Origin of the sequence: Streptomyces ureilyticus, from assembly GCF_011045025.1 — a bacterium.
GTDB classification, from domain to species: Bacteria; Actinomycetota; Actinomycetes; order Streptomycetales; family Streptomycetaceae; genus Streptomyces; species Streptomyces ureilyticus.
This window is the reverse complement of sequence record NZ_JAAKZX010000035.1, coordinates 19,415-42,981: the sequence shown is the minus strand read 5'-3', so window position 1 is coordinate 42,981 and position 23,567 is coordinate 19,415. Positions and strand designations below refer to the sequence as shown.

The 23,567-nt window shown below is 68.1% G+C and carries 18 protein-coding genes and 3 pseudogenes; 9 read left to right on the top strand and 12 right to left on the bottom strand.

Annotated features, from left to right (window positions below; genetic code table 11):
• Positions 1-136: 136 nt before the first annotated feature.
• Positions 137-1,915 (bottom strand): ABC transporter ATP-binding protein, encoded by a 1,779-nt coding sequence (locus G6048_RS14090; RefSeq protein WP_165339874.1) that lies wholly within the window; start codon positions 1,913-1,915, stop codon positions 137-139.
• A gap of 248 nt (positions 1,916-2,163) precedes the next feature.
• On the opposite strand from G6048_RS14090, the gene G6048_RS14085 reads away from it, so the two are divergent.
• The 5 genes from G6048_RS14085 to G6048_RS14065 all read left to right on the top strand — a co-directional run bounded on the left by G6048_RS14085 (position 2,164) and on the right by G6048_RS14065 (position 7,520).
• Positions 2,164-2,961: a class I SAM-dependent methyltransferase gene (locus tag G6048_RS14085; protein WP_206341577.1), complete on the top strand. Its 798-nt coding sequence runs from the start codon at positions 2,164-2,166 to the stop codon at positions 2,959-2,961.
• A 157-nt stretch (positions 2,962-3,118) separates the two neighbouring features.
• Positions 3,119-3,418: a hypothetical protein gene (locus tag G6048_RS14080; RefSeq protein ID WP_165339857.1), complete on the top strand. Its 300-nt coding sequence runs from the start codon at positions 3,119-3,121 to the stop codon at positions 3,416-3,418.
• 104 nt (positions 3,419-3,522) lie between these two features.
• On the top strand, positions 3,523-5,376 hold the full coding sequence (locus G6048_RS14075; RefSeq protein WP_165339856.1) for an alpha/beta fold hydrolase: 1,854 nt from the start codon (positions 3,523-3,525) through the stop codon (positions 5,374-5,376).
• Between the two features lie 22 nt (positions 5,377-5,398).
• Positions 5,399-5,950: a hypothetical protein gene (locus tag G6048_RS14070; protein ID WP_165339872.1), complete on the top strand. Its 552-nt coding sequence runs from the start codon at positions 5,399-5,401 to the stop codon at positions 5,948-5,950.
• Between the two features lie 61 nt (positions 5,951-6,011).
• A complete protein-coding gene (locus G6048_RS14065; protein ID WP_165339855.1) occupies positions 6,012-7,520 on the top strand; it encodes a phytoene desaturase family protein in 1,509 nt (502 codons plus the stop codon).
• Between the two features lie 85 nt (positions 7,521-7,605).
• On the opposite strand, the pseudogene G6048_RS14060 reads toward G6048_RS14065, so the two are convergent.
• Positions 7,606-7,948 (bottom strand): annotated as a pseudogene (locus tag G6048_RS14060) (LysR family transcriptional regulator); the annotation flags it as partial.
• On the opposite strand from G6048_RS14060, the pseudogene G6048_RS48675 reads away from it, so the two are divergent.
• The 4 genes and pseudogenes from G6048_RS48675 to G6048_RS14045 all read left to right on the top strand — a co-directional run.
• Positions 7,947-8,111, top strand: a pseudogene (locus tag G6048_RS48675) (IS5/IS1182 family transposase); the annotation flags it as partial. The pseudogenes G6048_RS14060 and G6048_RS48675 sit on opposite strands and share 2 nt — an antisense overlap.
• Before the next feature lie 519 nt (positions 8,112-8,630).
• Positions 8,631-8,780 (top strand): annotated as a pseudogene (locus tag G6048_RS14055) (IS1380 family transposase); the annotation flags it as partial.
• A 251-nt stretch (positions 8,781-9,031) separates the two neighbouring features.
• On the top strand, positions 9,032-9,955 hold the full coding sequence (locus tag G6048_RS14050) for a sensor histidine kinase (RefSeq protein WP_165339854.1): 924 nt from the start codon (positions 9,032-9,034) through the stop codon (positions 9,953-9,955).
• Positions 9,956-10,358: 403 nt separating this feature from the next.
• Entirely contained in the window at positions 10,359-10,559 is a 201-nt protein-coding gene (locus G6048_RS14045) for an integrase core domain-containing protein (RefSeq protein ID WP_165339853.1), read from the top strand.
• Positions 10,560-10,576: 17 nt separating this feature from the next.
• Here the strand turns inward: G6048_RS14045 and G6048_RS14040 are convergent, their stop codons facing one another.
• From G6048_RS14040 to G6048_RS13995, 10 genes are all read right to left on the bottom strand, one after another.
• Entirely contained in the window at positions 10,577-11,104 is a 528-nt protein-coding gene (locus tag G6048_RS14040) for a hypothetical protein (RefSeq protein ID WP_165339852.1), read from the bottom strand.
• Between the two features lie 304 nt (positions 11,105-11,408).
• The gene (locus tag G6048_RS14035) at positions 11,409-12,548 is read right to left on the bottom strand and encodes an AAA family ATPase (protein ID WP_165339851.1); all 1,140 of its coding nucleotides are present in this window, start codon (positions 12,546-12,548) and stop codon (positions 11,409-11,411) included.
• A 307-nt stretch (positions 12,549-12,855) separates the two neighbouring features.
• Entirely contained in the window at positions 12,856-13,833 is a 978-nt protein-coding gene (locus tag G6048_RS14030; protein ID WP_165339850.1) for a 4-hydroxy-3-methylbut-2-enyl diphosphate reductase, read from the bottom strand.
• A gap of 129 nt (positions 13,834-13,962) precedes the next feature.
• Complete coding sequence (gene ispG, locus G6048_RS14025; protein WP_165339849.1) at positions 13,963-15,102, bottom strand: flavodoxin-dependent (E)-4-hydroxy-3-methylbut-2-enyl-diphosphate synthase; 1,140 nt, start codon at positions 15,100-15,102, stop codon at positions 13,963-13,965.
• Positions 15,099-16,973: a 1-deoxy-D-xylulose-5-phosphate synthase gene (locus G6048_RS14020; protein WP_165339848.1), complete on the bottom strand. Its 1,875-nt coding sequence runs from the start codon at positions 16,971-16,973 to the stop codon at positions 15,099-15,101. Before G6048_RS14020 ends, ispG begins: the two co-directional genes overlap by 4 nt.
• Before the next feature lie 275 nt (positions 16,974-17,248).
• Entirely contained in the window at positions 17,249-19,363 is a 2,115-nt protein-coding gene (gene pabB / locus G6048_RS14015) for an aminodeoxychorismate synthase component I (RefSeq protein ID WP_165339847.1), read from the bottom strand.
• 91 nt (positions 19,364-19,454) lie between these two features.
• Positions 19,455-20,477, bottom strand: a complete 1,023-nt coding sequence (locus tag G6048_RS14010) for a diiron oxygenase (RefSeq protein WP_235989766.1) — start codon at positions 20,475-20,477, stop codon at positions 19,455-19,457.
• Positions 20,458-21,381: an arylamine N-acetyltransferase family protein gene (locus G6048_RS14005; RefSeq protein ID WP_165339846.1), complete on the bottom strand. Its 924-nt coding sequence runs from the start codon at positions 21,379-21,381 to the stop codon at positions 20,458-20,460. Before G6048_RS14005 ends, G6048_RS14010 begins: the two co-directional genes overlap by 20 nt.
• Before the next feature lie 43 nt (positions 21,382-21,424).
• On the bottom strand, positions 21,425-22,354 hold the full coding sequence (locus G6048_RS14000) for a 4-hydroxybenzoate octaprenyltransferase (RefSeq protein WP_235989784.1): 930 nt from the start codon (positions 22,352-22,354) through the stop codon (positions 21,425-21,427).
• Between the two features lie 5 nt (positions 22,355-22,359).
• Positions 22,360-23,529: a cytochrome P450 gene (locus G6048_RS13995; protein WP_165339845.1), complete on the bottom strand. Its 1,170-nt coding sequence runs from the start codon at positions 23,527-23,529 to the stop codon at positions 22,360-22,362.
• Positions 23,530-23,567: the final 38 nt, after the last annotated feature.

Here is a 23,567-nt window from a genome sequence, read left to right as displayed (position 1 = left end):
AAGCAGGTTCACTTTTCCTGGGGGAACTTTCCCCCATGGCATTTCCATGCTAGGCACTGCCATTACGCGAGACAACGCCAACAGCCCTGCCGCCGCCGCCCTTTAGGGAATCACCTGGATAATGCGAACGCAGTCACTACGCAGTCGCCAGGAATTGCGTGGCGGCCAGTTCGGCGTACAGCGGATCCTTGGCGACCAGCTCGCGGTGCGTGCCGACGGCGCGCACCATGCCGGCGTCGATGACCACGATGCGGTCGGCCATCATCACGGTCGAGAGGCGGTGGGCCGTGGTGAGCACCGTGGTCTCCCGCGCCACGTCGGCGATCGTGTCCCGTAGCGCGGCCTCGTTCACCGCGTCGAGCTGCGACGTCGCCTCGTCGAGCAGCAGCAGCCGTGGCCGCCGCAGCAGGGCGCGTGCGATGGCGACGCGCTGCCGCTCGCCGCCTGAGAGCCTGGTGCCGCGATGGCCGACCATCGTCTCAAGGCCCTCGGGAAGACGAGCGACGAGGGAGTCGAGGCGGGCGATGGCCAGGATCCGCCGCAGTTCGTCGTCGCCCGTGCCGGGCGCGCCGAGCAGCAGGTTGTCACGCAGCGAGCCGGACAGGACCGGGGCGTCCTGTTCGACGTAGCCGAGGGTGGCCCGCAGCGTAGCGACGTCCCAGTCACCGAGGTCGGTGCCATCCAGCACGATCCGGCCGCCGGTCGGCTCGTAGAATCGCTCGATGAGGGAGAAGACGCTTGTCTTGCCCGCGCCCGACGGGCCGACGAAGGCGGTCATGCCACGCGGCGGAACGGAGAAGGTGACCCCACGGTGGACCTCGGGCAGATCAGGGCCGTAGGAGAAGCGGACGTCGTGGAAGGCGACCTCGGCAGGCCTCGCACCGGGTTCCGGCGGGGCGGCGGGCGGCTGCTCCGGCTCGGCAGGCAGGCGCAGTGTCTCCTGGATCCGGGCCACGGCCGCAGCGCCGACCTGGTATTGGGTGACCGCGATGACGAGTTGGTTGATGGGGTTGATCAGGTAGAAGACATACATCAGGAACGCGACGAGCGTGCCGATGTCGATGGCGCCGGAGGCGGCCCTGGCGCCGCCGGCGCCGAGCACGGCTAGGAAGGCTATCTGCCCGGCCAGCCCGGAGGTGTTCCCGGCGATCGCCACCCACTTGGCCGTCCGCAGCCCGGCCCGGTAGGAGTCGTCGGCCGCCCGGCGGATGCGGTCTCCCTCGCGGTGTTCGGCGCCGGAGGCTTTGACCGTGCGCAGGCTGCCGAGCATTCGCTCCAGCGCGGCCCCCATCAGCCCCACCGACTCCTGGGCGCTGATGCTGGCGCGGCGGATGCGGGGCAGCAGGAGGCCCATGACCGAGCCGGCGAGGGCCAGCACGCCGAGGGTGACGGCCAGCAGCACCGGGTCCAGGATCCCCATGAGGATGACGGTCGCCACCAGGGTGAGGAATCCGGTGATCGCGCCGACGAAGCTGTCGGAGGTGACCGAGCGCAGCAGCGTGGTGTCGGCGGTCACCCGGGCCATCAGCTCGCCGGGCTCGGACCGGTCGACGGCCGGGATGCGCAGTCGCAGCAGGCGCGCCACGAGAGTGTGGCGGGCGCCGAGGACGACGGACTCGGCGGCGCGCTGGAGCACGAAGGAACCGGCCGCTCCCACGGCGGCGTTGACCAGGACCAGGGCGGTCATCAGCAGCAGCACGCCCGCCACCGGGCGGTCCTGGCCGAGGTCCGTCACCAACTGGCGGGCGGCGAGCGGCAGAACGAGGCCGGCGCCGCCGGTGAACAGGCTCAGCAGGCCGCCGAGCAGCAGCCAGTGCCGGTGCGGGCGGATGTAGCCCAGCAGGACCCGCCACGCCGGCGGCAGGGCCGCCTCGGGCTCGTCGGGTGGCGCCGGATCGGGTGTTTCACGCGACATGCTGGTGGAGGCGTCGTAGCTGAGGGCCAAGGTGCTCTCCGGGTTGCGGGCGCTACGGGACAGCCCCTGCGCCTCGGTCGGATGATGAAGGACTGGTTGAGATTGTGGGCGAGAATTCGGCCTCAATCAGGTGACCGGTGCCGGTTCTAGGGATTCCCCCAAATCTGCACACGCGTCCGCGATTGCGTTTCCCGCCCGTCGCGTCATCGGGGATTCTTCACCGTGCACGGGTGCTGCGACCTCACCTCATGGAGTCTTTCGTGTTCATCGAGAACGCCTACTACGACGAGAAGCTGGCGAGTTTCTACGACCGCATGTATCCGGATGTGTCCGAGACGGAGCTTTCTGTTGGTTTCATCTCCGCACTAACCCCCGCCGGTGGCCGGATCCTGGAGTTGGGCGTGGGCACCGGCCGCGTCGCACTCCCGCTGGCCGAGCAGGGATTTCGGGTGCATGGCATCGATGGCTCTCCCGCGATGCTGGAGGAGTTGCGGAAGCGGGACCCTCAGGGGCAGGTGACGGCGGTGCTCGGCGACTTCACCAAGGACCGCTTCGGCAAGGACAGCAGCGGGAGCGACTTCGATGTTGTGACCATCGTCCTCAACACCTTCTTCACGGCCGTCACCAAGGAACAGCAGATCGGCTGCCTGACCAGGGTCCGGGAACAGCTGGCGCCGGAAGGCCGGTTCGTCCTGGACGCGTTCGACCCGGCGCCGTTCCACGCGATGGGCGAGCCGAAGCTGTCCATGCGCCACCTCGACGAGAAGTCGGTCATGCTGGACACCTATCTGATCGACCGGTCCCGGCAACTGCTGATCGGCAACCACACGATCCTCGACGGCGGCCCGCCGGCCACCACGCAGCATGTGCTGCGCTACGCGTTCCCCTACGAGCTCGACCTGCTCGCCGAACTGGCCGGGCTGCGGCTGGTGGAGCGCTTCGGCGGCTGGCGCCGGGAGCCCTACACCGCCGCCAGCCCCCGGCATGTGTCGGTCTACGAGATCAGCGCGGGAAGCGGCACCACTGAAAGCGCTCCGCCTTCCTAGGGGATTCTCTAGGGAGGGGGAGGGAAAGCCCGCTCGACATTGCATTGCCTGATCAGGCCTGCCTACGATCCAAATTATCCGGATGCGAAAATCCTCTCGGAATTCCGAGTCCGTCTGACCCATGAATTCTGGGCAATGGTATTCAAGGAGAAGAAACATGTCGTTGATGACTTCGACACACGTGGCCGAGTGGGCCAACCGCAACGCTGCCGCGGGCGAGCAGTCTTCTGTCTGGGCGGGCGGTAGGGAGGTCACCCCGGTGCTGGCCACCCCCGCCGCGGCGGCGGCCGCCCAGGCCGCCCGCGTCCTTGTCGCCACCCAAGCGGCGGGCACCCTGGCCGTCGCAACCGGTCAGGCTGCCGCGCAGGTGACCGGCTACGCCCCGGAGGCGGCGCTGACGGGCCGGACGGCCCCTGAGGGCGCTTCCTTCAGCGCCCTGATGGACGCCGTCGGCTGACGCTCACCGCGGGTGGGGTCGCCGGGAGCCTGCCTCCCGGCGACCCCACCCCTCTTCCGGTCCCCGTCTTCCCCCATGGGCCCCGAGGCCCGATAGGAGTTGTCATGCACGTCTATCCAGCGGCGGGCGATCGCAGCGGCGGCGCCGACCGGGAACTGGACAGGGTTTTCCGCCGGGTGGAGGGCATCACGTCGGTGGGTGCCTTCATCGGCGCCCTGGAACAGCTGACCACCGCGTCCACCCTCGCGGACGACGAGATCTTCGGCTGGCCGGTCCTCCGCCTGAACGGGCCGGACCTCACCACCGGCCTGGGCAAGTACGTCGCCAAGGCCCTTGAGTACCCGCACGTGGTGGCCCTGATACAGACGAAGGCGCTGGCCGCCGCGGGGCTGGTGCTTCCGGGCGCCAGCCGCGCCCAGCGCGGGGCGTTGACGGGCACGATGTGCGGTACCGGCATGGCCACCCAGATGCGCTTGGGGTACGGGCTCGACGGCTCCGACCACTTCGCGTTCATCAACTACGCGGGCTCCCTGCTGGAGAAGCTGTTTCCGCACGACCGCAGGGCGCGGGAGGCGGCAGCGGCCTTCATCGCCGCGCACAGCTGCTTCTCGTATTTCACCGCGGGCGTCAGCAAGCTGGTCTCCCCCGCGTGGCGGGACGGCAGCGCCATCCCGCAGATCTTCCGCACGGGCACCTACGGCGACCCCGACCTGTACGAGTTCGTGCGGGACCGGCCCTGGGCGTGCAAGGCGCTGGCCTGGACCACCATCGTCGGGGAGACGGCTTTTCCGCTGGCGCTGGTCGCTCCCAAGCCAGTCTCGCGCGGCATCCTGGGCATGGGGCTCAGCTTCCACGTCGCCAATGCCCGGTTCATGGGTCTGAACCGCTTCGTCTGGTCGTTCGCGGGCACCTACCCGGCGGTCGATCACGCGTCGTCGCGCATCGGTCCCGCGGTGCGCGGGAAGGCCCTGTCGGCCGTCCGGGCGGTGACCACCCGGCCAGGCCGCGCCACGGCCGCACTGGGGGTTGCCGCCGCGGCCGTGGGCGTCGGTGCGGGTGCGGCGAAGTTCCTCGGGGAGCGGCGCCGGACGCGGCTCGCGCAGTCCGCGCCGGGCGAGTTCGTTTCGGCCGGGGGCGGCCGGGCGCACGTGCTGGCCCGGACCAGGGGCGGCGGCCCCTCGGTCATTTTCGAGAGCGCGCTGGCGTGCCCCGCCACCGAGTGGTCCTGGGTGCTGGACCAGCTGCCGTCTGACACCCCCTACCTGGCCTACGACCGTCCCGGCAACGGCTGGAGCGCCCCGGCCGCGGGTCTCGACGCCGAGCGTTCCGTGGCCCGGCTGAAGCAGCTCATCGACACGCTGGGGCTAAAGCCTCCGTACATCCTGGTCGGCCACTCCTTCGGCGGCCTGCTGATCCGGTCCTTCGCGTTGCGCCACCCCTCGTCGATCGGCGGTCTGGTGTTCGTCGACTCGACCCACCCCGACCAGATCGAGCGCTCCAGCCGCCAGCGCGAGAACGTTCCCTGGACCAGACAGCGCCTCGCCCGCCGGCGGCTGACATCCCTGACCCGCCCGGTCCTCCGCCGCACGCACGACGTGGGCGCGGTCACCGAGCTGCCCGGCCCGATGGCAGAGGCGACCGCGCACTGCATGCAGTTCCCGGAGCCGTGGGCAGCTGCACGGCAGGAGTTCGGTCAGTGGACCAGGTCGTGGGCGCCCGACGCCCGGCGGCTGACGGACCTGTCACCCCTGCCGGTGTCCGTGCTGACAGCGGCGCACACCGTGACCGCCGATCCGGTGCACGGCCTGCTCCAGAGCGAACTGGCCGGGCTCTCCAAGGTGTCCCGGCACGAAACCGTCGACGACGCCGACCACGACGGCCTGGTGATGCGCCGGGAACACGCCGCGAGGGTCGCGGCGCACATCGACTGGGTGAGCACCACGCTCACCGCCGCCTGACCGGAGGAGGATCGCCTTGACCATGAAATCTTCCGCCGCCCCCGCCCTCCAGGACACCCCACGGCACGCGTTGTACGCGCTCTTCGGGGCCTGGCTGTCCATGACGGTGGTCCGGCAGTTCCAGTCGCCCTGGGCGCGCAAGCTCTGCCAACGTGTCGATCCGACCGGAGCCGCGCTTCCCATCTCGACGTTCTTCGCGCCGCGGCCGGGAAACACCGACACCCATCTCCTGGTCCGTGACAAGCTCGCCGACGGCACCGTCACCGAGTGGGCGGAGTACCAGCTCATCGAGAAGAGAACGCTGCGGCACATGGTGTGGCACTCGGGTCGCCGGTCGGAGAAGGCGATGTTCGATGTGTTGAACCAGCTCCGGCAGATCCTGGCCACGGAACAGCGGATCGAGTATCTGCAACTCACCGTGCCTTATCTGATCGTGCTGAACTTCGTGACCCATCACTGCCCGCACGACCCGGCCACGGAAAAGACCCAGTTCCTGCTGGTCACGTCCACCGGCTACGACCAGGACGACGATCCGCGCGGCTTTCTCACCTCCGCGTTCCACGACCTGCGCTGACGCTGACGAACCAGCAGCGCAACCGCGGACCCGCACGCAGAACTTGAGGGAATCCCTGCACATGAGCAGCAGCAGCGACAGCGAGAGCGGCTGGGCCGGCGGCAGCGCATCGGCCGGCCAGGCCGATGCGGTGATCGTGGGCTCCGGGCCCAACGGGCTGGCCGCGGCAGTGCTGCTGGCCCGCGCCGGGCTCACCGTGGCCGTCCACGAAGCCGCAGATGAGCCCGGCGGCGGCGCACGAACGACCGAGGCGCACCTGCCCGGCTTCCACGTCGACACCTGCTCCGCCGTTCACCCCATGGCCGCCGCCTCCCCCTTCTTCCGTACCTTCGACCTGGCCGCCCACGGGGTGGAGTTGCTCCAGCCACCGGTTGCCTACGCCCACCCGATGGACGGCGGCAGAGCCGGTCTGGCGTGGCGCGACCTGGACCGCACCGCCGACGGCCTCGGACCGGACGGCCGGGCCTGGCGCCGCCTGTTCGGCCCCCTGGCCGAGCACTGGCAGGGCCTGGCCGACGCCGCACTGTCCGACCTGCGCCACCCGCCGCACGACCCGGCCACGGCCCTGCGCCTGGGCCGGCGCATCCTCACGCACAGCTCCCCCGCATGGCTGAGGGGGCGGGCGCGGTTCCGGGACCACGTGGCACCGGCCATGCTCGCCGGCGTAGCCGCCCACGCCATCCGCCCACCCGGCTCCGCGCCGGCGGCGGCGGTCGGCCTGGTGCTGGCCACACTGGCCCACGCCGTGGGCTGGCCGCTGCCCCGCGGCGGCAGCGGGGCGATCACCCACGCCCTGATCAAGCAGATCCACGAGCACGGCGGCCGGATCATCACCGGCCACCGGGTGACCAGCCTGGCCGAACTGCCCCGCGCCAAGGCCATCCTCCTGGATGTCACCCCCGCGGAACTGGTCCGCATCACCGGCGACGAACTGCCCGCGCGCTACGTCCGCGCCCTGCGCCGGTTCCGTCACGGCGGCGGTGCCACCAAGGTCGACTTCGCCCTGTCCGGCCCCGTACCCTGGACCGCCCCGGGTTGCGACCTGGCCGGGACCCTCCACCTGATCGGCACCCGCGGCGAGGCCCAGGCCGCGGAACGAGACATCCTGGCCGGCCGCCACCCCGACCGCCCCTACGTCCTGGCCGTCCAACCCGGCGTAGTCGACCCCACCCGCGCACCCACAGGAGCCGACACGCTGTCGGCCTACGCCCACGTGCCGCACGACTCCTCGGTGGACGTCACGCCGATGGTCATCGCACAGGTCGAACGCTTCGCCCCCGGCTTCCGCGACCTGATCCTGGCCCACCACACCACCACGGCCGCCGAACAGGAACGGCACAACCCCAACTACATCGGCGGTGACATCGCCGCAGGCGCCATGACCCTGCGCCAGACCCTCCTGCGCCCAGCGCTCCGCTGGGACCCCTACGCCACCCCGCTACCCGGCGTCTACCTCTGCTCCGCCTCCACCCCGCCCGGCCCCGGCGTCCACGGCATGGCCGGAACCCACGCCGCCCGCCGTGCCCTACGCCAACGCTTCGGCATCCGCACACCCCCACCGACGGCGTAAGGAAGAGGGAGGAGGGCGGGAACGCGGCTGCGGCCTGCCGCCCTCCTCACGCGATCACTCGGCGAAATCCGGGGTGAACCTCGGGGGCCAGGTACCCGCAAGGAGCATGGCTCGGCGGCGGCGCGAGGTACGCCGCGGCATGGGCGGCTGAGCGCAGCAGGGCCTTGGCGCGGGGCAGGAGGACCTCTCCGGCTTCGGTGAGCCGGGTGCCTCGAGCGGGTGCGATCCAGCAGACTGGCGCCCAATTTCCGTTCCAGACAGCGGACTTGACGACTCAGGGACGGCTGAGTGATGTGCAGGGCTGCAGCGGCGCGGCCGAAATACCGGTGCTCGGCGACGGCCGTGATGTAGCGGACCAGGCGCAGGTCAAGGCCGGTGCGAAACCTAAGACGGTGTCCTGTGTGGTGAGGCGGACGTTGACTCAACATGGGGCCGGGAACGTGGAGTTGGATTGTTCCGCACGGGCTGTGGGAGATCGCGAAGCCGCTGATCCCGCCGTCGAGGGTGCGGTCGCAGGGCGGCGGAACACAGGACACGCCTGATGAGACGCTGCTCACGGCCATCATCTACGTTCTGGGCAGCGGCTGTGCATCGACGCCGGCGCGGCGCGCTGTCGGCACGCACCACGAGCTGGTCGCCAAGGACCAGCTGTACGCCGAACTGGCCGCCAGGCAATTCCTGGCAACCGCAAGGCGAGGGCGTGTCCCGTGGACCCGGCGCCGGTGGCTGCGTTCGCCTCGTCTAGGTGATCCCCTGGAGGACGGCGGGGGTGGGCCGCCTACGTTGTCTCACGTAATGGCCGTGCCTAGCATGACCATTGCCAGGGGTGAAAGTTCCCCAGAAAATGCGAACCCGTCTGTTCCCGAATCCAGACAGCATCCGCGACGGAAGGAATAGTGTCATGCGGATGAATTCCCCGTCACATGCCGCCGAGCGGGCCAACCGCAACGCCACGGGCGAAGAGCACTGCATTAGCATCGCGCTTTCATGAGCGTACTCGTCCACGCCTTGACCAAATAAGCGGAGAGGGCTCCTGAACTGCAACGATGAGACTTGTCCAGGGTCCTATTGGCTGCACGGAAAGGAGCACTCTCAAGGTGAGTAAACGTATTGGGTTTGTACCCGCGTGTCGGCGTCGAGGGCGGCAGCGGGGCGGACTTTCTGGTCGAGACAGTCCGCAAGTCCGGTCTGGACACCGCGATATCGGTGGCATTGGCGCCGTGGCGCAAGCCGCGGGCCGTGCACGACCCGGGCAAGATCCGCCGCGCCTTCCGTTGGGACCCGCGCGATTGACTACCACACACCGAGACGCCGCGAAAGTCGCCCAACACGCCCGCCAAGGGCTGGCCGTTTGCCTGGCCGCTCCCCCCGTGGCGCTCGTGTTCATTGCGGACCTATCCCGACCACGCCTTCCCCTCCTTCTCTTATCCTTCCTCTACGTCCTTCATCTGGGAGCGTTACTGTGGCCGGTGTGGACCGGTCACCCCTACCGGGTCTCACCGCTCGTCCTGATGTCCCCCACCCTGGTGTGGCTGGTCTGTCTGTGGCTCTCCCCTCTCGCAGGCGCCTTCGAGCCCACGCAGGCCGCCCCGCTCGCCGGTGTCGCCATCGTCCCCGCAGCCGTCGCTACGGCCGAACTGCCCCTACGCGTGCAGGTGTACACAGCCGGGGCATGCGTCGGGGCCACCGCCGTCTTCACCCTTCCCCACCCGCTGCCCGCGGCGGCCGCTGCCGGCAGTGTGCACCTCGCGATCATCGCCGCCATCTACTCGACGACGTGGCTTGTTTCAGTCGTCTCCCGGCTGGAGGCGGCAGCGGACGTGGCGGCGCTGCTCGCCGTGACCGAAGAGCGTCTACGCATGTCCCACGACCTGTACGACACACTGGGCCGCAATCTGGCCGTCATCGCTCTCAAGTCGGAACTGGCCGCCCGCGCCGGCACGCTGGAGGAGATCGAGGAAGTGCGCGTGCTGGCACAAAGTTCACAAAGTGAGATCCGTGCGGTGGCAAACGCCGCCCGCCCCCCCTCTCTCCAGGACGAACTGGAAGGCGCCCGGTCCCTCCTGCACGCCTCCGGCATACAGTGCACTGTGGCCGATGAGCATCGCCTCCCGGCACTGTCGGACGATGCGCGCGACGTACTCGGGCGGTCCGTCCAGGAAGCGGCCACGAACGTTATCCGGCACGCCGCCGAGGCCACTGCCTGCACCATCACCCTCACCGCACCGAGCCCAGGAACGATTTCCCTCGAAGTGGTCAACAACGGAGTGCGCCCGGTGTCCGGCCAGCAAATGGAGGGCGGCACGGGATTGGTCGGGCTGGAGCAGCGCATCACACCGCTGGGCGGGCAACTGGAGCACGGACCGCTGTCCCGCGGCACGTACCGCCTACGTGTCACCCTCCCCCTCAACGATTCGAAGATCACCGGAGCGTGACCTGTATGCTGTGACGCTCGGTAACCTTGGCCCCCTCTCAAGCAGAAAGCAGGGGAAGTTCGCGCCGAGGAGCCAGTCGCCGGGTGTCCCCTTTGTGTCCTGCAAGTCAGGTCCTCCCGAGTGCTCGGAAGATCCAGTCAGCCTCGCACCAAGTCTCGGAGTTGAAAGTCCCCCGGCCATCGATGACCCTCGAGACCAAGGTGCAGGCGGCGAGGCGGTGGGGGCGATGCTGGAGAACCGAGGTCACTCGGTCAGGTGCAGCAGTAGGTCGTCGATGTAATCGGGGTGCCTCGTGCGGGCATTGTCGGGGGCCCAGGTCGGCGACGGTGACCGTGGCGCCGAGCTCGTGGAGCTTCTGAACCTGTCGGTGGTCTTGTAAAAGTGGTTCTGGATCACTTTCCGGATGCAACGACTGGGAGGCCCGCACGCTCTGATCGAGATGCAAGGGCCGTGGCGGGACGTCGACCAGGTCGAGCGGGCGATCTTCCCGAGGGTCACGTGGTACAACGAAGAACGCCTCCACTCCGCCCTCGACTACGTACCGCCTGCCGAATACGAACGCGACTTCTGGCAGAGCCAGCAGCAAGCCCCGCAGTCCGCCTGAAACAAGATCACCGGACTCTACGAAACTCGGGGCAGCTCAGTGGACAAGGTCAAGGCGAGCTGCGCGTCCGCCAGCGCCAGTGAGATGGTGCCGGTCCACAGGTGCACCGAGGCGCGGGTGGTGGAGGCGAGGGCGCTGCTCCAGGCCTGGCCGCTCTTCTGGGCGTGCTCCAGCAGGGCGGTGAGCACGAACTCGACGGGCTTGATCTCGTCGGCGAGGTACAGGGTGAGGCTGGCGCCCAGGGCGCCCCAGCCGCCCAGCGAGACCTCGCCGACTCGCAGGACCTGCTCGGCCATCGGGACTAGCTCGGCGGCGGGGCGGCCCTCCAGGGTGCCGAGCGCGCACAGCATGCCGAGCAGCAGGCGCTCCTCGGCGGTCTCGCCGGGCGGCGGCACACGGTCGCGGAAGCGCTCCCTGACGCGGCGCACGGTGGACTTCTCGTCGAGCCCGGAGACCAGTGCTATCGCCTCGACGAGGGTGCGCAGCACCTGTTCCCCGGGGGAGTCGCCGAGGGCGGACTCGACCATGGGCAGCGTCTCGCCCACCAACTCGAAGGCGCGCAGTGAGTTCTGGGCGCCGAGCGAGGTGATGACGTACTGCAGGACGAGGCGGCAGCGCAGACGTGGGTCGGTGGCGAGGGACAGCGCGTGCTCCAGCCGGCTGAGCGCGGTGGGGTGGTCGGTGTGGGCGAGGATCCGGGCCGAGTCGGTCAGCAGTTCGATGTCGTCGGGGTCGTGCCGCAGGGCGCGGGAGTGGTACTGGCCGGCGGGGGCGCCGCGCTGCTCGGCGCCGAGGGCGGCGGAGCGCAGGCGGTGACCATCCAGGGCTCGGGCACCTCGGGCAGGTGCATCAGCTGGACGGCGACCTGGTCGCTGGGGCGCCCGGAGTCGTTGAGCAGGCGGGCGGCGCGCTCGCGCAGCGCGAGACGTTCCTCGGCGGGTGTGGAGTCGAGGACGGCCTGGCGCATGAGGTCGTGGCGGTAGGCGAGGGTGTCGGGCGCAGCAGTCCGGCGGCGCGCAGGGCGTCGACGGCGCCGGCGGCGGGGCCGGCGGCGGGGCCGGCGAGGGCTGCGGCTTCGATGTCGTCGGACTCCAGTACGGCGAGGGCCTTCGCCATGGCAAGCCGTTCGGGAGTGAGTCGGTCGAGGTGGAAGCGGGCCACCGCGCCGTGCCCGAGGCCGTCTCCGAGCGCGGCGGCGCTGAGTCCGGCGACCGGAGCGGACTCCCTCAGCTCGTGCACCACGAACCGGACCAGGAACGGGGTGCCGCCGGTGAGCTCCATGCAGCGTTCGACGAGGGACGGGCCGGGCGTGCTGGCGAGGGCCTCGGCGAGCATGTCGTGTACGGGGTCGTCCGTGAGCGGCTCGACGTCGACGGTGAGGCAGGAGGCGACGTCCGCCATCTCGTCCAGCATGTCGGGACGCGCGTGCTCGACCTCGGAGCGCAGGGTGAGGAGCAGGGCGACGGGCAGGCCCTCGGCCCGGCGAAGCAGGAAGCCGAACCAGCGCAGCGATGCCTCGTCGCACCACTGGAGGTCGTCGACGGCGAGGATCAGGGGCCGTTCGGCGGCAAGGGAGGCGGTGAGCCAGTAACGGCCGTGCATGACGCCGTACATGTCGGCCGGTTGGCCGTCGGGGGCGCCGTCCGCCGGGAGGGCTAGTGTGGCACTGTGGGCGAGTGTGGCGCTCCCGGCGAGCAGGGGGTGGCTCGCGGGGTCGCCGTCGGTGAGGCCGAGCGGGGCGAACAGTCCGCGCACGGCCTCGTAGGCGGCGCCACCGCTCTCCTGGCACTTGACGGTGAGGACGCGGGCGCCGGCGCCCAATTCGGCGGACATCAGCCGGGTCTTTCCGATGCCGGCGGCTCCGCGGAGCAGGACCGCGCGCCCGTCGCCCGTGCCGCGCAGATGCTCGCTGATCAGAGCGAGTTCAAGATCTCGGCCGACGAGCGTGGTCTCCTCGTCCTCCGCCTTCAGGCCCGGGGTTAAGGCCACCGCTCCTCCTGTTACCGCCCCGCCACGCAGAGGAGTTGGCGGAATGCGCGAATCGACCAACCAAGCCTTGTCCGATCATACGCATCAACAGGGGCGTTCCTCGATTGTGCGCGGTCCCGTCGCGGCACATGTGGGTCGCGGGGACGGCAGTCGCGGGCACTCACCGGGGACTTCGTCGGCCTGGAACAACCCGCCGATCTGCACCGGAACTTCGCGCTGCCGTACTCGCCGATCATCCTGCACGAGCTGATCGGCGTGCCCGCCGAAGGGGGAGCGCGCGGTCCATGCTCCCGGGGTAGTCGTGGTGTCATCGCAGATTGCGACGGAGTTCGTGTGGGAGGGCAAAGGTGATGGACTCGTCGGCGGTCGTCACGGTATCGACATGGTCGTAGCCGCGCTCGGCGAGCCATTGCAGTACGCCGTCGACCAGGACGTCGGGGGCGGAGGCGCCGGAGGTCAGGCCCACAGTGGTGATGCCCTCCAGCCAGGCTTCGTCGATCTCGTGGGCGAAGTCGACCAGGTGGGCGGCGGGCGCGCCGGCGTCGAGGGCGACCTCGACCATGCGGACGGAGTTGGAGGAGTTCTTGGAGCCGACGACGATGATGACTTCGGCGTCCTCGGCGAGCTTCTTCACCGCGGTCTGGCGGTTCTGCGTGGCGTAGCAAATGTCGTCGCTGGGCGGGGAGGTCAGGTTCGGGAAACGCGTCTTGAGGGCGTTGACGGTTTCCATGGTTTCGTCGACGGACAGGGTGGTCTGGGAGAGCCAGACGACCTTGGATTCGTCGCGTACCGAGAGGTTCGCGACGTCCTGGGGGCCGTCGACCACGGTGATGTGGTCGGGGGCTTCGCCGCTGGTGCCGATGACCTCTTCGTGGCCTTCGTGGCCGATCAGGAGGATGTCGTAGTCCTGCTGTGCGTACCGGACGGCTTCCCTGTGGACTTTGGTGACCAGCGGGCAGGTCGCGTCGATGGTCGCGAGGTTGCGCGCGGCGGCTTCGGCGTGGACAGTTGGGGCGACGCCGTGGGCGGACAGCAGAACGATGGCTCCCTCGGGTACCTCGTCCGTGCGTTCGACGAAGACGGCGCCCTTCTTCTCCAGGGTCTGCACGACGTGTTTGTTGTGCACGATCTCGTGGCGGACGTAGATGGGCGGCCCGTACTGTTCCAGGGCCTTCTCGACGGCCAGCACGGCGCGGTCCACGCCCGCGCACCAGCCGCGGGGAGAGGCGAGCAGAACGCGGCGGGGGCGTGCGGCCGGTTCGGGTACTGCGGGCGGGTTGGTCATGTGGTCCTCGACGTTGTGGTGAAGGCCAGGGAACGCAATACGGCCGTGATGGTGTCGATGAGGATGGACGGTGACTTTGCCTTCCGGGGTCGTCCAGAGGGTCGAAGACGAGGGCCGGGGCCTGTGCACTCACGCCTGGCTCTCCACCTCCACGGTTTCCAGGGCCAGTTGTTCGCCCAACCGCATCGCTTCCTCGACGAGGACGTCGACGATCTTCGACTCGGGGACGGTCTTGACGACCTCGCCCTTGACGAAGATCTGGCCCTTGCCGTTGCCGGAGGCGACGCCGAGGTCGGCTTCGCGTGCTTCGCCCGGCCCGTTGACGACGCAGCCCATGACCGCCACGCGCAGCGGGTAGGGGAATCCGTCCAGGGCAGCGGTGACGCGTTCGGTGAGGGCGTAGACGTCGACCTGGGCGCGGCCGCACGAGGGACACGAGACGATCTCCAGCTGGCGGGCGCGCAAGCCCAGCGATTGCAGGATCTGCTGGCCGGTCTTGACCTCTTCGACGGGGGGTGCGGTCAGGGAGACGCGGATCGTGTCACCGATGCCCTCGTTGAGGAGGATCGCGAAGGCGGTCGCGGATTTGACGGTGCCCTGGGGTGGCGGACCGGCTTCGGTGACGCCCAGGTGCAGGGGATAGTCGCAGGCGGCGGCGAGGTGGCGGTAGGCAGCGACCATGGTCATGGGGTCGTGGTGCTTGACGGAGATCTTCAGGTCGGTGAAGCCGTGCTCCTCGAACAGGGAGCACTCCCACAGCGCGGACTCCGTCAGTGCCTCGGGGGTGGCTTTGCCGTACTTGGCCAGCAGCCGCCGGTCCAGACTGCCGGCGTTGACACCGATGCGGATCGGCACCCCGGCCGCGGTGGCAGCCTTCGCTATCTCTTTGACCTTGTCGTCGAAGGCTTTGATGTTGCCGGGGTTGACCCGCACCGCGGCGCAGCCGGCGTTCAGGGCGGCGAAGACGTAGCGGGGCTGGAAGTGGATGTCGGCGATGACGGGGATCTTCGACTTCGCGGCGATCGCGGGCAGGGCGTCGGCGTCGTCCTGGGAGGGCACCGCGACGCGTACGATCTCGCATCCGGCCGCGGTCAGTTCGGCGATCTGCTGCAGCGTCGCGTCCACGTTCGCGGTGGGGGTGGTGGTCATGGACTGGACGGAGACCGGTGCGCCGCCGCCTACGGGGACATCGGCGACGTGGATCTGCCGACTGCGGCGGCGCACCGGAGCAGGGGGAATGGTGGGAAGGGGGAGGCCGACGGCGGTCATTGAGGGCTCCCGGCGGTGGTGGCAGTGGGCTGGAGAGGTTTTCCGGCACGGGCGCGCAGGACCGCGTAGGCGATCTGCTCGGCCGACAGGCCGGCATCGGCCAGCAGTTGTTCGCGGGGGCCGTGCGTGAGGAAGGCGCGCGGCAGCCCCAGATTGTGGACGGGGGTGGTGATCGCGTTGTCCCGCAAGGTCTGGGCGAGGGTGCTGCCGAGGCCTCCGGTGCGGGAGTTGTCCTCCACGGTGATGACCATCCGGTGCCGGGCGGTCATGTCGAGCAGTTCGGGTGCGACGGGTATCGCCCAGCGGGGGTCGGCGACGGTCGCTCCGATCCCCTTCTCGGTGAGCTGGGTGGCGGCCTGCAGGCACCTATGGGCCATCGGTCCGTAGGAGACCAGGAGGACGTCCCGGATCCCGGACTCCGACAGGACATCCACACTCCCGGCGCGGCGTACGGCTTCCAGGCCCTGCTCGGCTGTTCCTTTGGGGAAGCGAAGAGCGGTGGGTCCCTCGTGCGCGGTGGCTTCACGCAGCAGCGACCGCAGTTGGCCGCCGTCGCGGGGCACCGCCAACCGCAGGCCGGGCACGATGCCGAGGAGGGAGGCGTCCCACATGCCGTGGTGTGAGGCGCCGTCGGGGCCGGTGATGCCCGCCCGGTCCAGGACGAAGGTGACCGGCAGCCGGTGCAGGGCCACGTCCATGAGGACCTGGTCCGCGGCCCGGGTGAGGAAGGTGGAGTAGAGGGCGACGACGGGGTGGAAGCCCCCCATGGCCAGACCGGCCGCGGAGGTGACGGCATGCTGCTCGGCGATTCCGACGTCGAAGACCCGCTCGGGGTACCTCACCGCCATCGGATACAGGCCGGTGGGGCGGAGCATGGAGGCGGTGATGGCCACCAGGTTCTCGCGTTCAGCGGCCAACTCGAGCAGGGCCTGGCCGAACAGGCTGGTCCACGACACCGCGGGCGGACCGGAGGTGGGGGCGGGCCGGCCGGTGACCGCGTCCACGGTGCCCACCGCGTGCAGGCAGTCCGCCTCATCGCCCTCGGCAGGCCCGAATCCCCAGCCTTTGACGGTCACCGCGTGCACGAGTACAGGCCGCCGCAGGATGCGGGCCTGCTCCAGGACAGCCTGCAGGGCTTCGGTGTCGTGGCCGTCGACGGGACCCAGGTAGGTGAAGCCGGTCTGGGTGAACAGATTCGCACTGGCCTGGTCCGATACGGCTGTGCGGGCGCCGGATTGCCTCAGGGCGTGCAGCTGGTTGGTGAGGGCCCCGGTGGTGGGGGCGTAGGAGCGACCGTTGTCGTTGAGGACCACGACCACCGGACGCTCGCTCGCGCCGATGTTGTTCAGCGCTTCCCAGGCCATGCCGCCGGTCATGGCTCCGTCGCCGATGACGGCGACCACCGACCGGTCCCGGTATCCGCGCAGTTCGTTGGCTTTGGCCAGGCCGTCGGCATAGGAGAGGGAGGCGGAGGCGTGAGAGTTCTCGCTCCAGTCGTGTACCGACTCGGCGTGCGAGGGGTAGCCGGACAGTCCTCCGGCCTGACGCAGCCGGTCGAAGTCCGCGGCGCGTCCGGTCAGGATCTTGTGAACGTAGGCCTGGTGGCCGGTGTCGAAGAGAATTGCATCGCGGGGCGAGTCGAAGACGCGGTGCAGGGCGATGGTCAGTTCCACGACGCCCAGGTTGGGACCCAGATGGCCGCCCGATGCGCAGACCTTCTCGATCAGGAACGTGCGGATGTCCTGGGCCAGGGCCGCGAGCCGTCCGGTCGGCAGGGCACGCACGTCGTGCGGGCCGCGGAGCGTGGTCAGGTGTGCGCCCTCGGGTGCGGTGGGCTGCACGCCGGCGACAGCCTCGGAGAGCTCAGTCATGATGCCTCCCGGTCCGGGCAGCGCCGCGTACGGTATGCCTGCCTGTTCGGTTCCGGGCTTCGAAGGCGGCAGCTCCGCGTAGAGAGCGCGGGCGGTGCTGAGTGGGTGTCGTGGCAGGACAGTTGTAGGGGGACATGAGCATCCTTCCGCCGCAGACAAGCGCAGCAGGAGTCGCAAGGACCGTTGTGGCCGCGTAGCTGTTATGGGGGTGAGGCTTCTTCAGGTGCCCCCGTTCGGGATGTGTCAGCACCGCAGCTGCGGGCACACTGGGGCATCTACGAGCCCACGACCCTCTCCTTCGGCAGTGCCCGCAGGGTCGCTTGGGCCTTGAGCAGCATCTCCTCGTACTCTGCGTCGGGGTCCGAGTCGAGTACGATGGCGCCGCCCGCACCGATGGTCAATTCACCATCGTGGCTTACAGCGGTGCGGATGGTGATGCTGAGATCGGCAGTTCCGGTGTATCCAATAAAGCCGAGGGCTCCTGAGTAAACTCCGCGGGCTTCACCCTCCAAAGTGTCGATGATCTCCATAGTGCGTAACTTCGGCGCTCCCGTCATGGATCCGCCGGGAAAGCATGCCCGTATCGCGTCCACGGCGGACGTGTCATCGCGCAGTGTCCCGGTGACCGTGGAGACCAACTGGTGCACGGTGGCGTACGACTCCGTCGCCATGAGGGAGGGGACAGCGACGCTGTCGATCTCGCAGATCCGTCCGAGGTCATTGCGGAGCAGATCCACGATCATGAGATTCTCCGCGCGCGTCTTGGGATCCATCTTCAGGGAGCGCCGTCTCTCGTCGTCGGTTCGCGGGTCCGGGTGGCGGGGCGCTGTTCCTTTGATCGGTTTGGTCTCTACTGTGCGAGCGGGGTCCACCTTGAGGAATCGCTCGGGTGACGAGCTGAAAACCGTGACGTCGTTGAGGCGCAGAAGCGCGGCGTAAGGAGCGGGGTTCAGCCGGCGTAGGCGCTGGTAGTAGGCGACATCGTTCGCCGGCGCGGGCAGGCGGAGTTTGTTGGTGAGGCATATTTCGTAGCTCACCCCCTCACGGAGGCGTCGATCGCACTCACGGATGTCGGCCAGGTACTGGGTGCGTGAGCGGGCCAGCCATCTCGACGCGTCATGGTTCTCAGCTCGGGGTGGCGGAGACGTTTCAGGCTGTGCTGTGGGCAGGTCGGCCAATGTGGGGACTACTATGCTGATCCACTTCTGGGCGGCGTCCGAGTCCTGCTGCTGGCACACGGCGACGACATAGGTACGGTTCTCGGCGTGGTCCACAGCGATGAAGCGGTCGGCTTGAAGCCACACGGCGTCCGGGGTCTTTGACGGGTGGGTGCGATGGGCGCCGAGATCGGCCTTCAACTCGTAACCGAAGTAGCCGACGTAGCCGCCGACGAAATCGAAGGGCAACTCCTCGGCACCAGCGACCACGCGGCCGGTGCGGCGGTTGAGAGCGTCGAAGATGGTGCCGTCTTCCAGACGAGAAGTACCTCCCGTGGGTTCCACGACGACATGCTGGTCCTCCACCCGGTAGGTCAGCGTCTCGGCTCCGGGCGCTTCCGCGGAGCCGAGGAAGGAAAAGCGGGCCAGGCCCGGCTCGACGTGCGAGCTGTCGAGCCAGAAGGAGCGTGCGCCGGCACCGTACAGGGCCAGGAACGCAGCCTCGGTGTCGACGGCACTGTCCAGGATGCTGAATTGCGCCTGGAGTTGTGCGGGGTGTGGGTGCGGAGTCGACGGTGCGACAGACGCGGTCATCCCATTGGTGCCGGTGCTGATTCGGCGGCCGCGGATGCTGGTACTGCCCTGGCGTGAGCCGGAGGCGAGTGCCAGGTCACGGAAGTTCGCCACGAGACGGGCACCGTGCTCCGTGCAGATGGACTCGGGGTGGAATTGCACCCCCCACCAGGGACGATCGCGGTGGGCCAGGCCCATGACCACTCCGTCCTCGGCGCGCGCAGTGATCTGAAGGTGGGCGGGCCCAGGTTCGGCGATGCTCAGTGAGTGGTAGCGCACGGCAGTGAACTCTTGCGGGATGCCGGCGAAGAGTCCGTCAGCGCTGTGCCGGATCGTGGACAGGTGTCCGTGCCGGGGCTGCGGGGCGGGGATGACCCGCGCGGCCGACAGGAGTCCCATGCCCTGGTGCCCGAGGCACACGCCCAGGACCGGAAGCCGGGAGTGCTCCAGGACGTCGCGGGAACGGCCGAAGTCGCGAGAGATAGCCGGGTGCCCCGGTCCCGGCGAGATGACTGCAGCATCGAAGCCGTTCAGATCGAGGTGGTCCCAGGCTGCGGCGTCGTTCCGTACGACGACGGGCGTGATGCCATACACCTTTGCTAGGAGTTGGTACAGGTTGTAGGTGTAGGAATCGTAATTGTCAATGAGTAGGACGCGCATGGGTCAGCACCAAATGGTTGTCGGAAGCGGTCCGTTGGATCGCTGCTTGGCGTACTTGGCTTAGACATCGGGGCAGCGCGGTCGGTGATCGTCAGGGGGCGTCGGCCGTCACCGTCGACCAGTCGAAGGGGAGGGAGTCGAGGACATCCAGCTCTTGGCACAGGTGCCGCAAGCCGCTGAAGTCCTGAAGGAGCCGGCCACCGCCTGAGGTGTTCTTGATGTCTCGCAGCATCTGACCGCCCCCCTGCACTCCGACAAGTTCCATGACCCTCGCCCAGGTCGTGAAGTCGTGGGCGGCGAACGCCTCCATGCCGTCGGCCAACGCGGTGAGGAAGTAGTCGCGTTGTTCGTCAGTGAAGCGTTTCCATGCCTCCTGAGCGACGGTGTCCGCGATTGAGGCGTGGCAGTATTCGTCGCGGTTGTGCAGGACGGCCGTCATGCGGTTGACGGGCTGGATCTCGTGATCCTCGGCGATGAGGTCCAGGTGGGCGTTTACTGAGATTTCCGCGACTGTGGTGAAGGCGAGTGAGACCAGAGCCTGATGCTCAGGTGTCTTGGCGATGGCGAGCCGGTGCGCTTGCTTGCGTGCTTTGTATCCGAGTGGAAGTGCGGTCTCGGGCATTCGCCAGCCGCGTTGCCGACGCGTTACGGCGCTGGCGTTCAGGTGCATCAACGTGTGGTATTGCTCATCAACCATGGCTTGAGTAACCGCGATTGCCATCGTCTCACCGCCCAGCCCTGTGTCGAAGGCGCCTTTGGCGACCAAGCTGAACCCCGGGTTGACCACGTGCTGCTCGATGTCCATGACGTTCTTGTTGAACGCCACCCAGCCCCACGCAAGGAGCTTGGCCTTGACCTCGTCGTCGAGACCGAGATACGTAGGGTGATTCCGGAAAGGCAGCAGGGCTACGGGAAAGTCCGGCCTGTCCCGCTCGAACACGTCATCCAGACTCTCCTCGCGCCGCTTGACCGTGGCACGCCGGTACCAGTTGTCGGCGAGCCTGTTAAGGATGGCGTTCTCCACTGCATCATTCGGATCGTGCTCCGGGAGCGACCGCAGCCGTTCCACCACGGGTAATGCTCCGAATTCCGGTTCATTGAGCATCTCGTCCATATTGATCCTTACGATCTCGCCTATTGCCGATGGACGGGCCGGGCGGACGCTCGGTCCAGGTCAGTTCCGATCGACCTGCGCCGTGCCGGCCATGGCCCTTGAGGGACTGGACATCACCCGGTTCCAACGTGATCCCGAAGATCTTCTCGGGAGCAGAGAGCGCCTCGCCCTCGTCGAGTTCCCGATGGGTTGCCGGCTCTCCGGGCCGCATTTCCGTGAGCGTGTTGCCGATGAGGACGTGCCTCACTGTGGACTGTGTGCGCTGGAGGATGATCCGGTGGTTGAACGGTGAGCGAGGGTGGGTCAGGCAGTAGTGGTTGAGGACCTCGAAGTCCGCCGGATAGCGCGCGTCCGTGGTGAACCCGTAGAGTTCCGCCGCTCCCTCGGCCCGCAGGAATCGCAGTACGTGTTCGCCGTGCGGTTCCCGCACCATGTCGAAGGACCAATCGCCGTCCAGTAGCGAGCCCTCAGCGAGGCGGATCGGCTCATGCAGCCCGTATCCACCAAAGCTCACGTCGAAGAGCCAACGTTTGTCGTCCAACTCGACGCACAGAGCTACATGGACGGCGGGACCCGTCTTGTTCCCGGTGCGGATCCGGGATCTGGCCGCGAGTGCCGAGAAGGTAAACCCGATTCGGTCCAGCACGGCTGCGATCAGGACGACCTGTTCCAGACACAAGCCGCCACGGCCACGTCGCACGATCTTCTCCTGGACACTATCCAGGTCCAACGGCACGGCCCGCCCGAGCACCGCGTCAATGTTCTCGAAGGCGATCGCCTCAACGTGGGCGGCATGCAGGCCCCGCAACGTAGCGAGATCCGGAGCCACGTCGGCCAGGTATCCCACGCGAGCCAGATAGGCGTCCAGGTCTACGCCAGAACCCTGCCATATCGAATCCGTCATTCGTATCCCATCCTTCACTCCGCCCGACTGGGCCGCGGCTCTGTTATGTGAACTGTCCAGCTACCGTCGCCGCGAGAATGATCCAGCCGAAGTAGCGGTTGGCAACGAAGGCGTCCCAGCAGGATTTCGGATCATCCAGGTTCACGCGTACGACCTGATATGACAGCAGGAACCCCGCGAACACGACGAGCACGTAGAATGCCCAACCCGTTCCCGCCTCGACGCCGGCCCACAAGGCGCCGGCGACGCTCAGCGCGATGAAGAGGGCCAGCCACGCCTTGCTGGACTTGCCGAACATCAGAGCAGAGGACCTGACACCGATGCTCCGGTCGTACTCCTTGTCCTGGTGGGAATAGACCGTGTCGTGAAACAGGGTCCAGAAGAAATTGCATGCGTACAGGCCGAACACAGCCGGTGGGTAGTCGATGCTCCCGGTCACCGCCGTCCAGCCGGCCAGCGCATAAACGCTGATCACCAACGCCAGCCATGCCGAGGGCCACGGAAATACGCGCTTCATGTAGGGGTACGCGACAAGGAGCGGGTACGAGGCCCCGACGACCAGGGCTGTTTCCTTGTTCACCATCGCCAGAATCACCAGTGAAGCCACAGCCTGTACGGCGCCGAACAGGAGTGCCTTCCCCACGCTGATCGTCCCCGCTGCGACAGGACGCGACGCCGTGCGGGCAACTCGGGCATCGATGTCTTTGTCGACGACGTCGTTGACTGCGCAGCTTGCGCCGCGCACCAGTGCGGCCGCAAGGGCGAGCAACACCACCGCCGGCAGGTCTGGTCGTCGTCCGGAGGCGAGGGAAAGACTCCACAGCCCTGGAAGAAGGTAGAGCACGATACCCGTGGGTGCGTGCAGTCGCATCAGTATGAGATAGGCGCGGATGGAGTCAGGGCTCTTCTGGACCAGGCAATGAGATATTCGTTGCAGCATCGGGGAATTGTCGCGGCCCGCTGCCACCGGCATGCCGGTCACCACGTCACCGGAAGTTCGACCAGCCCGCCGAGCAACGTGTCGTGACGCAGTTTCAGTTCCTTCACGTCGACGGCCAGGCGCATGGTCGGGAATCGCGCAACGAGTCGGGCAATCGCCACTTGCAGCTGCATCCGGGCCAGCGGCGCGCCGACGCAGTAGTGCGTGCCGTGCCCGAAGGTGAGGCTGCCTGCGGTTTGGCGAGTGACATCGACCCGCTCGGGGTCGGTGAAGACCGTCTGGTCGTGGTTGGCCGCGATGATATTCAGCAGCACGAGGTCGCCGGCTCGGATGGTGGTTCCGTCGATCTCCAGATCCGTCAACGCATAACGGGGCATTCCGCCGTTGTGTGGGTTCGGCATCGACATCCGCAGGATTTCCTCCACCCCGCTCGGGATGAGGCTCGGGTCGTCCAGCAATGCCTGCCGTTGCTCAGGGTTGGCCAGCAACAGCAATGCGCCCGTACCGATTCGGGCCACGGTGGTCTCATAGCCGCCGAACAGCAACAACGCGGTCAGCCCCACGACTTCTTGGTCGTTGATGCCTTCGGTCGCGCCGATCCTGGAGATCACGTCGTCGCCGGGATTTTGCCGCTTGTCAGCTATGAGTTGCTGGCAATAGCCGAACAACTCGGCCATCCCCTGCTTGGATCGGACCCGGTCCTGTACGTTGGCGGCGTCCTGGGTCCAAGCGCCGAACTGGTCCTTGTCCTGATGGGGCACGCCGAGCCACTCGCACATCACCAGAATCGGCAGGGGTAGTGCCAGTGCCAGGCGTAGATCCACCGGTGGCGTCTGCCCGGCCATCTCGTCCAGCAGTTGCTCGGTCAGTGTTTCGACGTGGGATCGCAGCGCCAGCATGAGCTTGGGTGAGAAGTGCGGCTCCAGCAGCGAACGCAACCTGGCGTGGTCGTTGGCGAAGCTGCCCAGCAGGCTATCGAGAAGCGCGGAACCGCTGTCACGAGCTGCCCCCGGTTCGGGATTGGAGCGGCTGAGCCGGTCATCGTCCAGCAACTGCTGCACCTGAGCATGACCGGTGACCAGCCATGCTTCGTCCCCCTCGGGGGTACGGACCCGATGGACCGTGCCCTGGGACTGGAGCGTGCGCAGCAGTGGCGCGACTTGCAGCAGATGCGTCTGCTCGAAGGGCAATTGAGCTGGGGCGTTCACTGACAACCTCCACGTCGTTATGACCCGTGACAACCTCC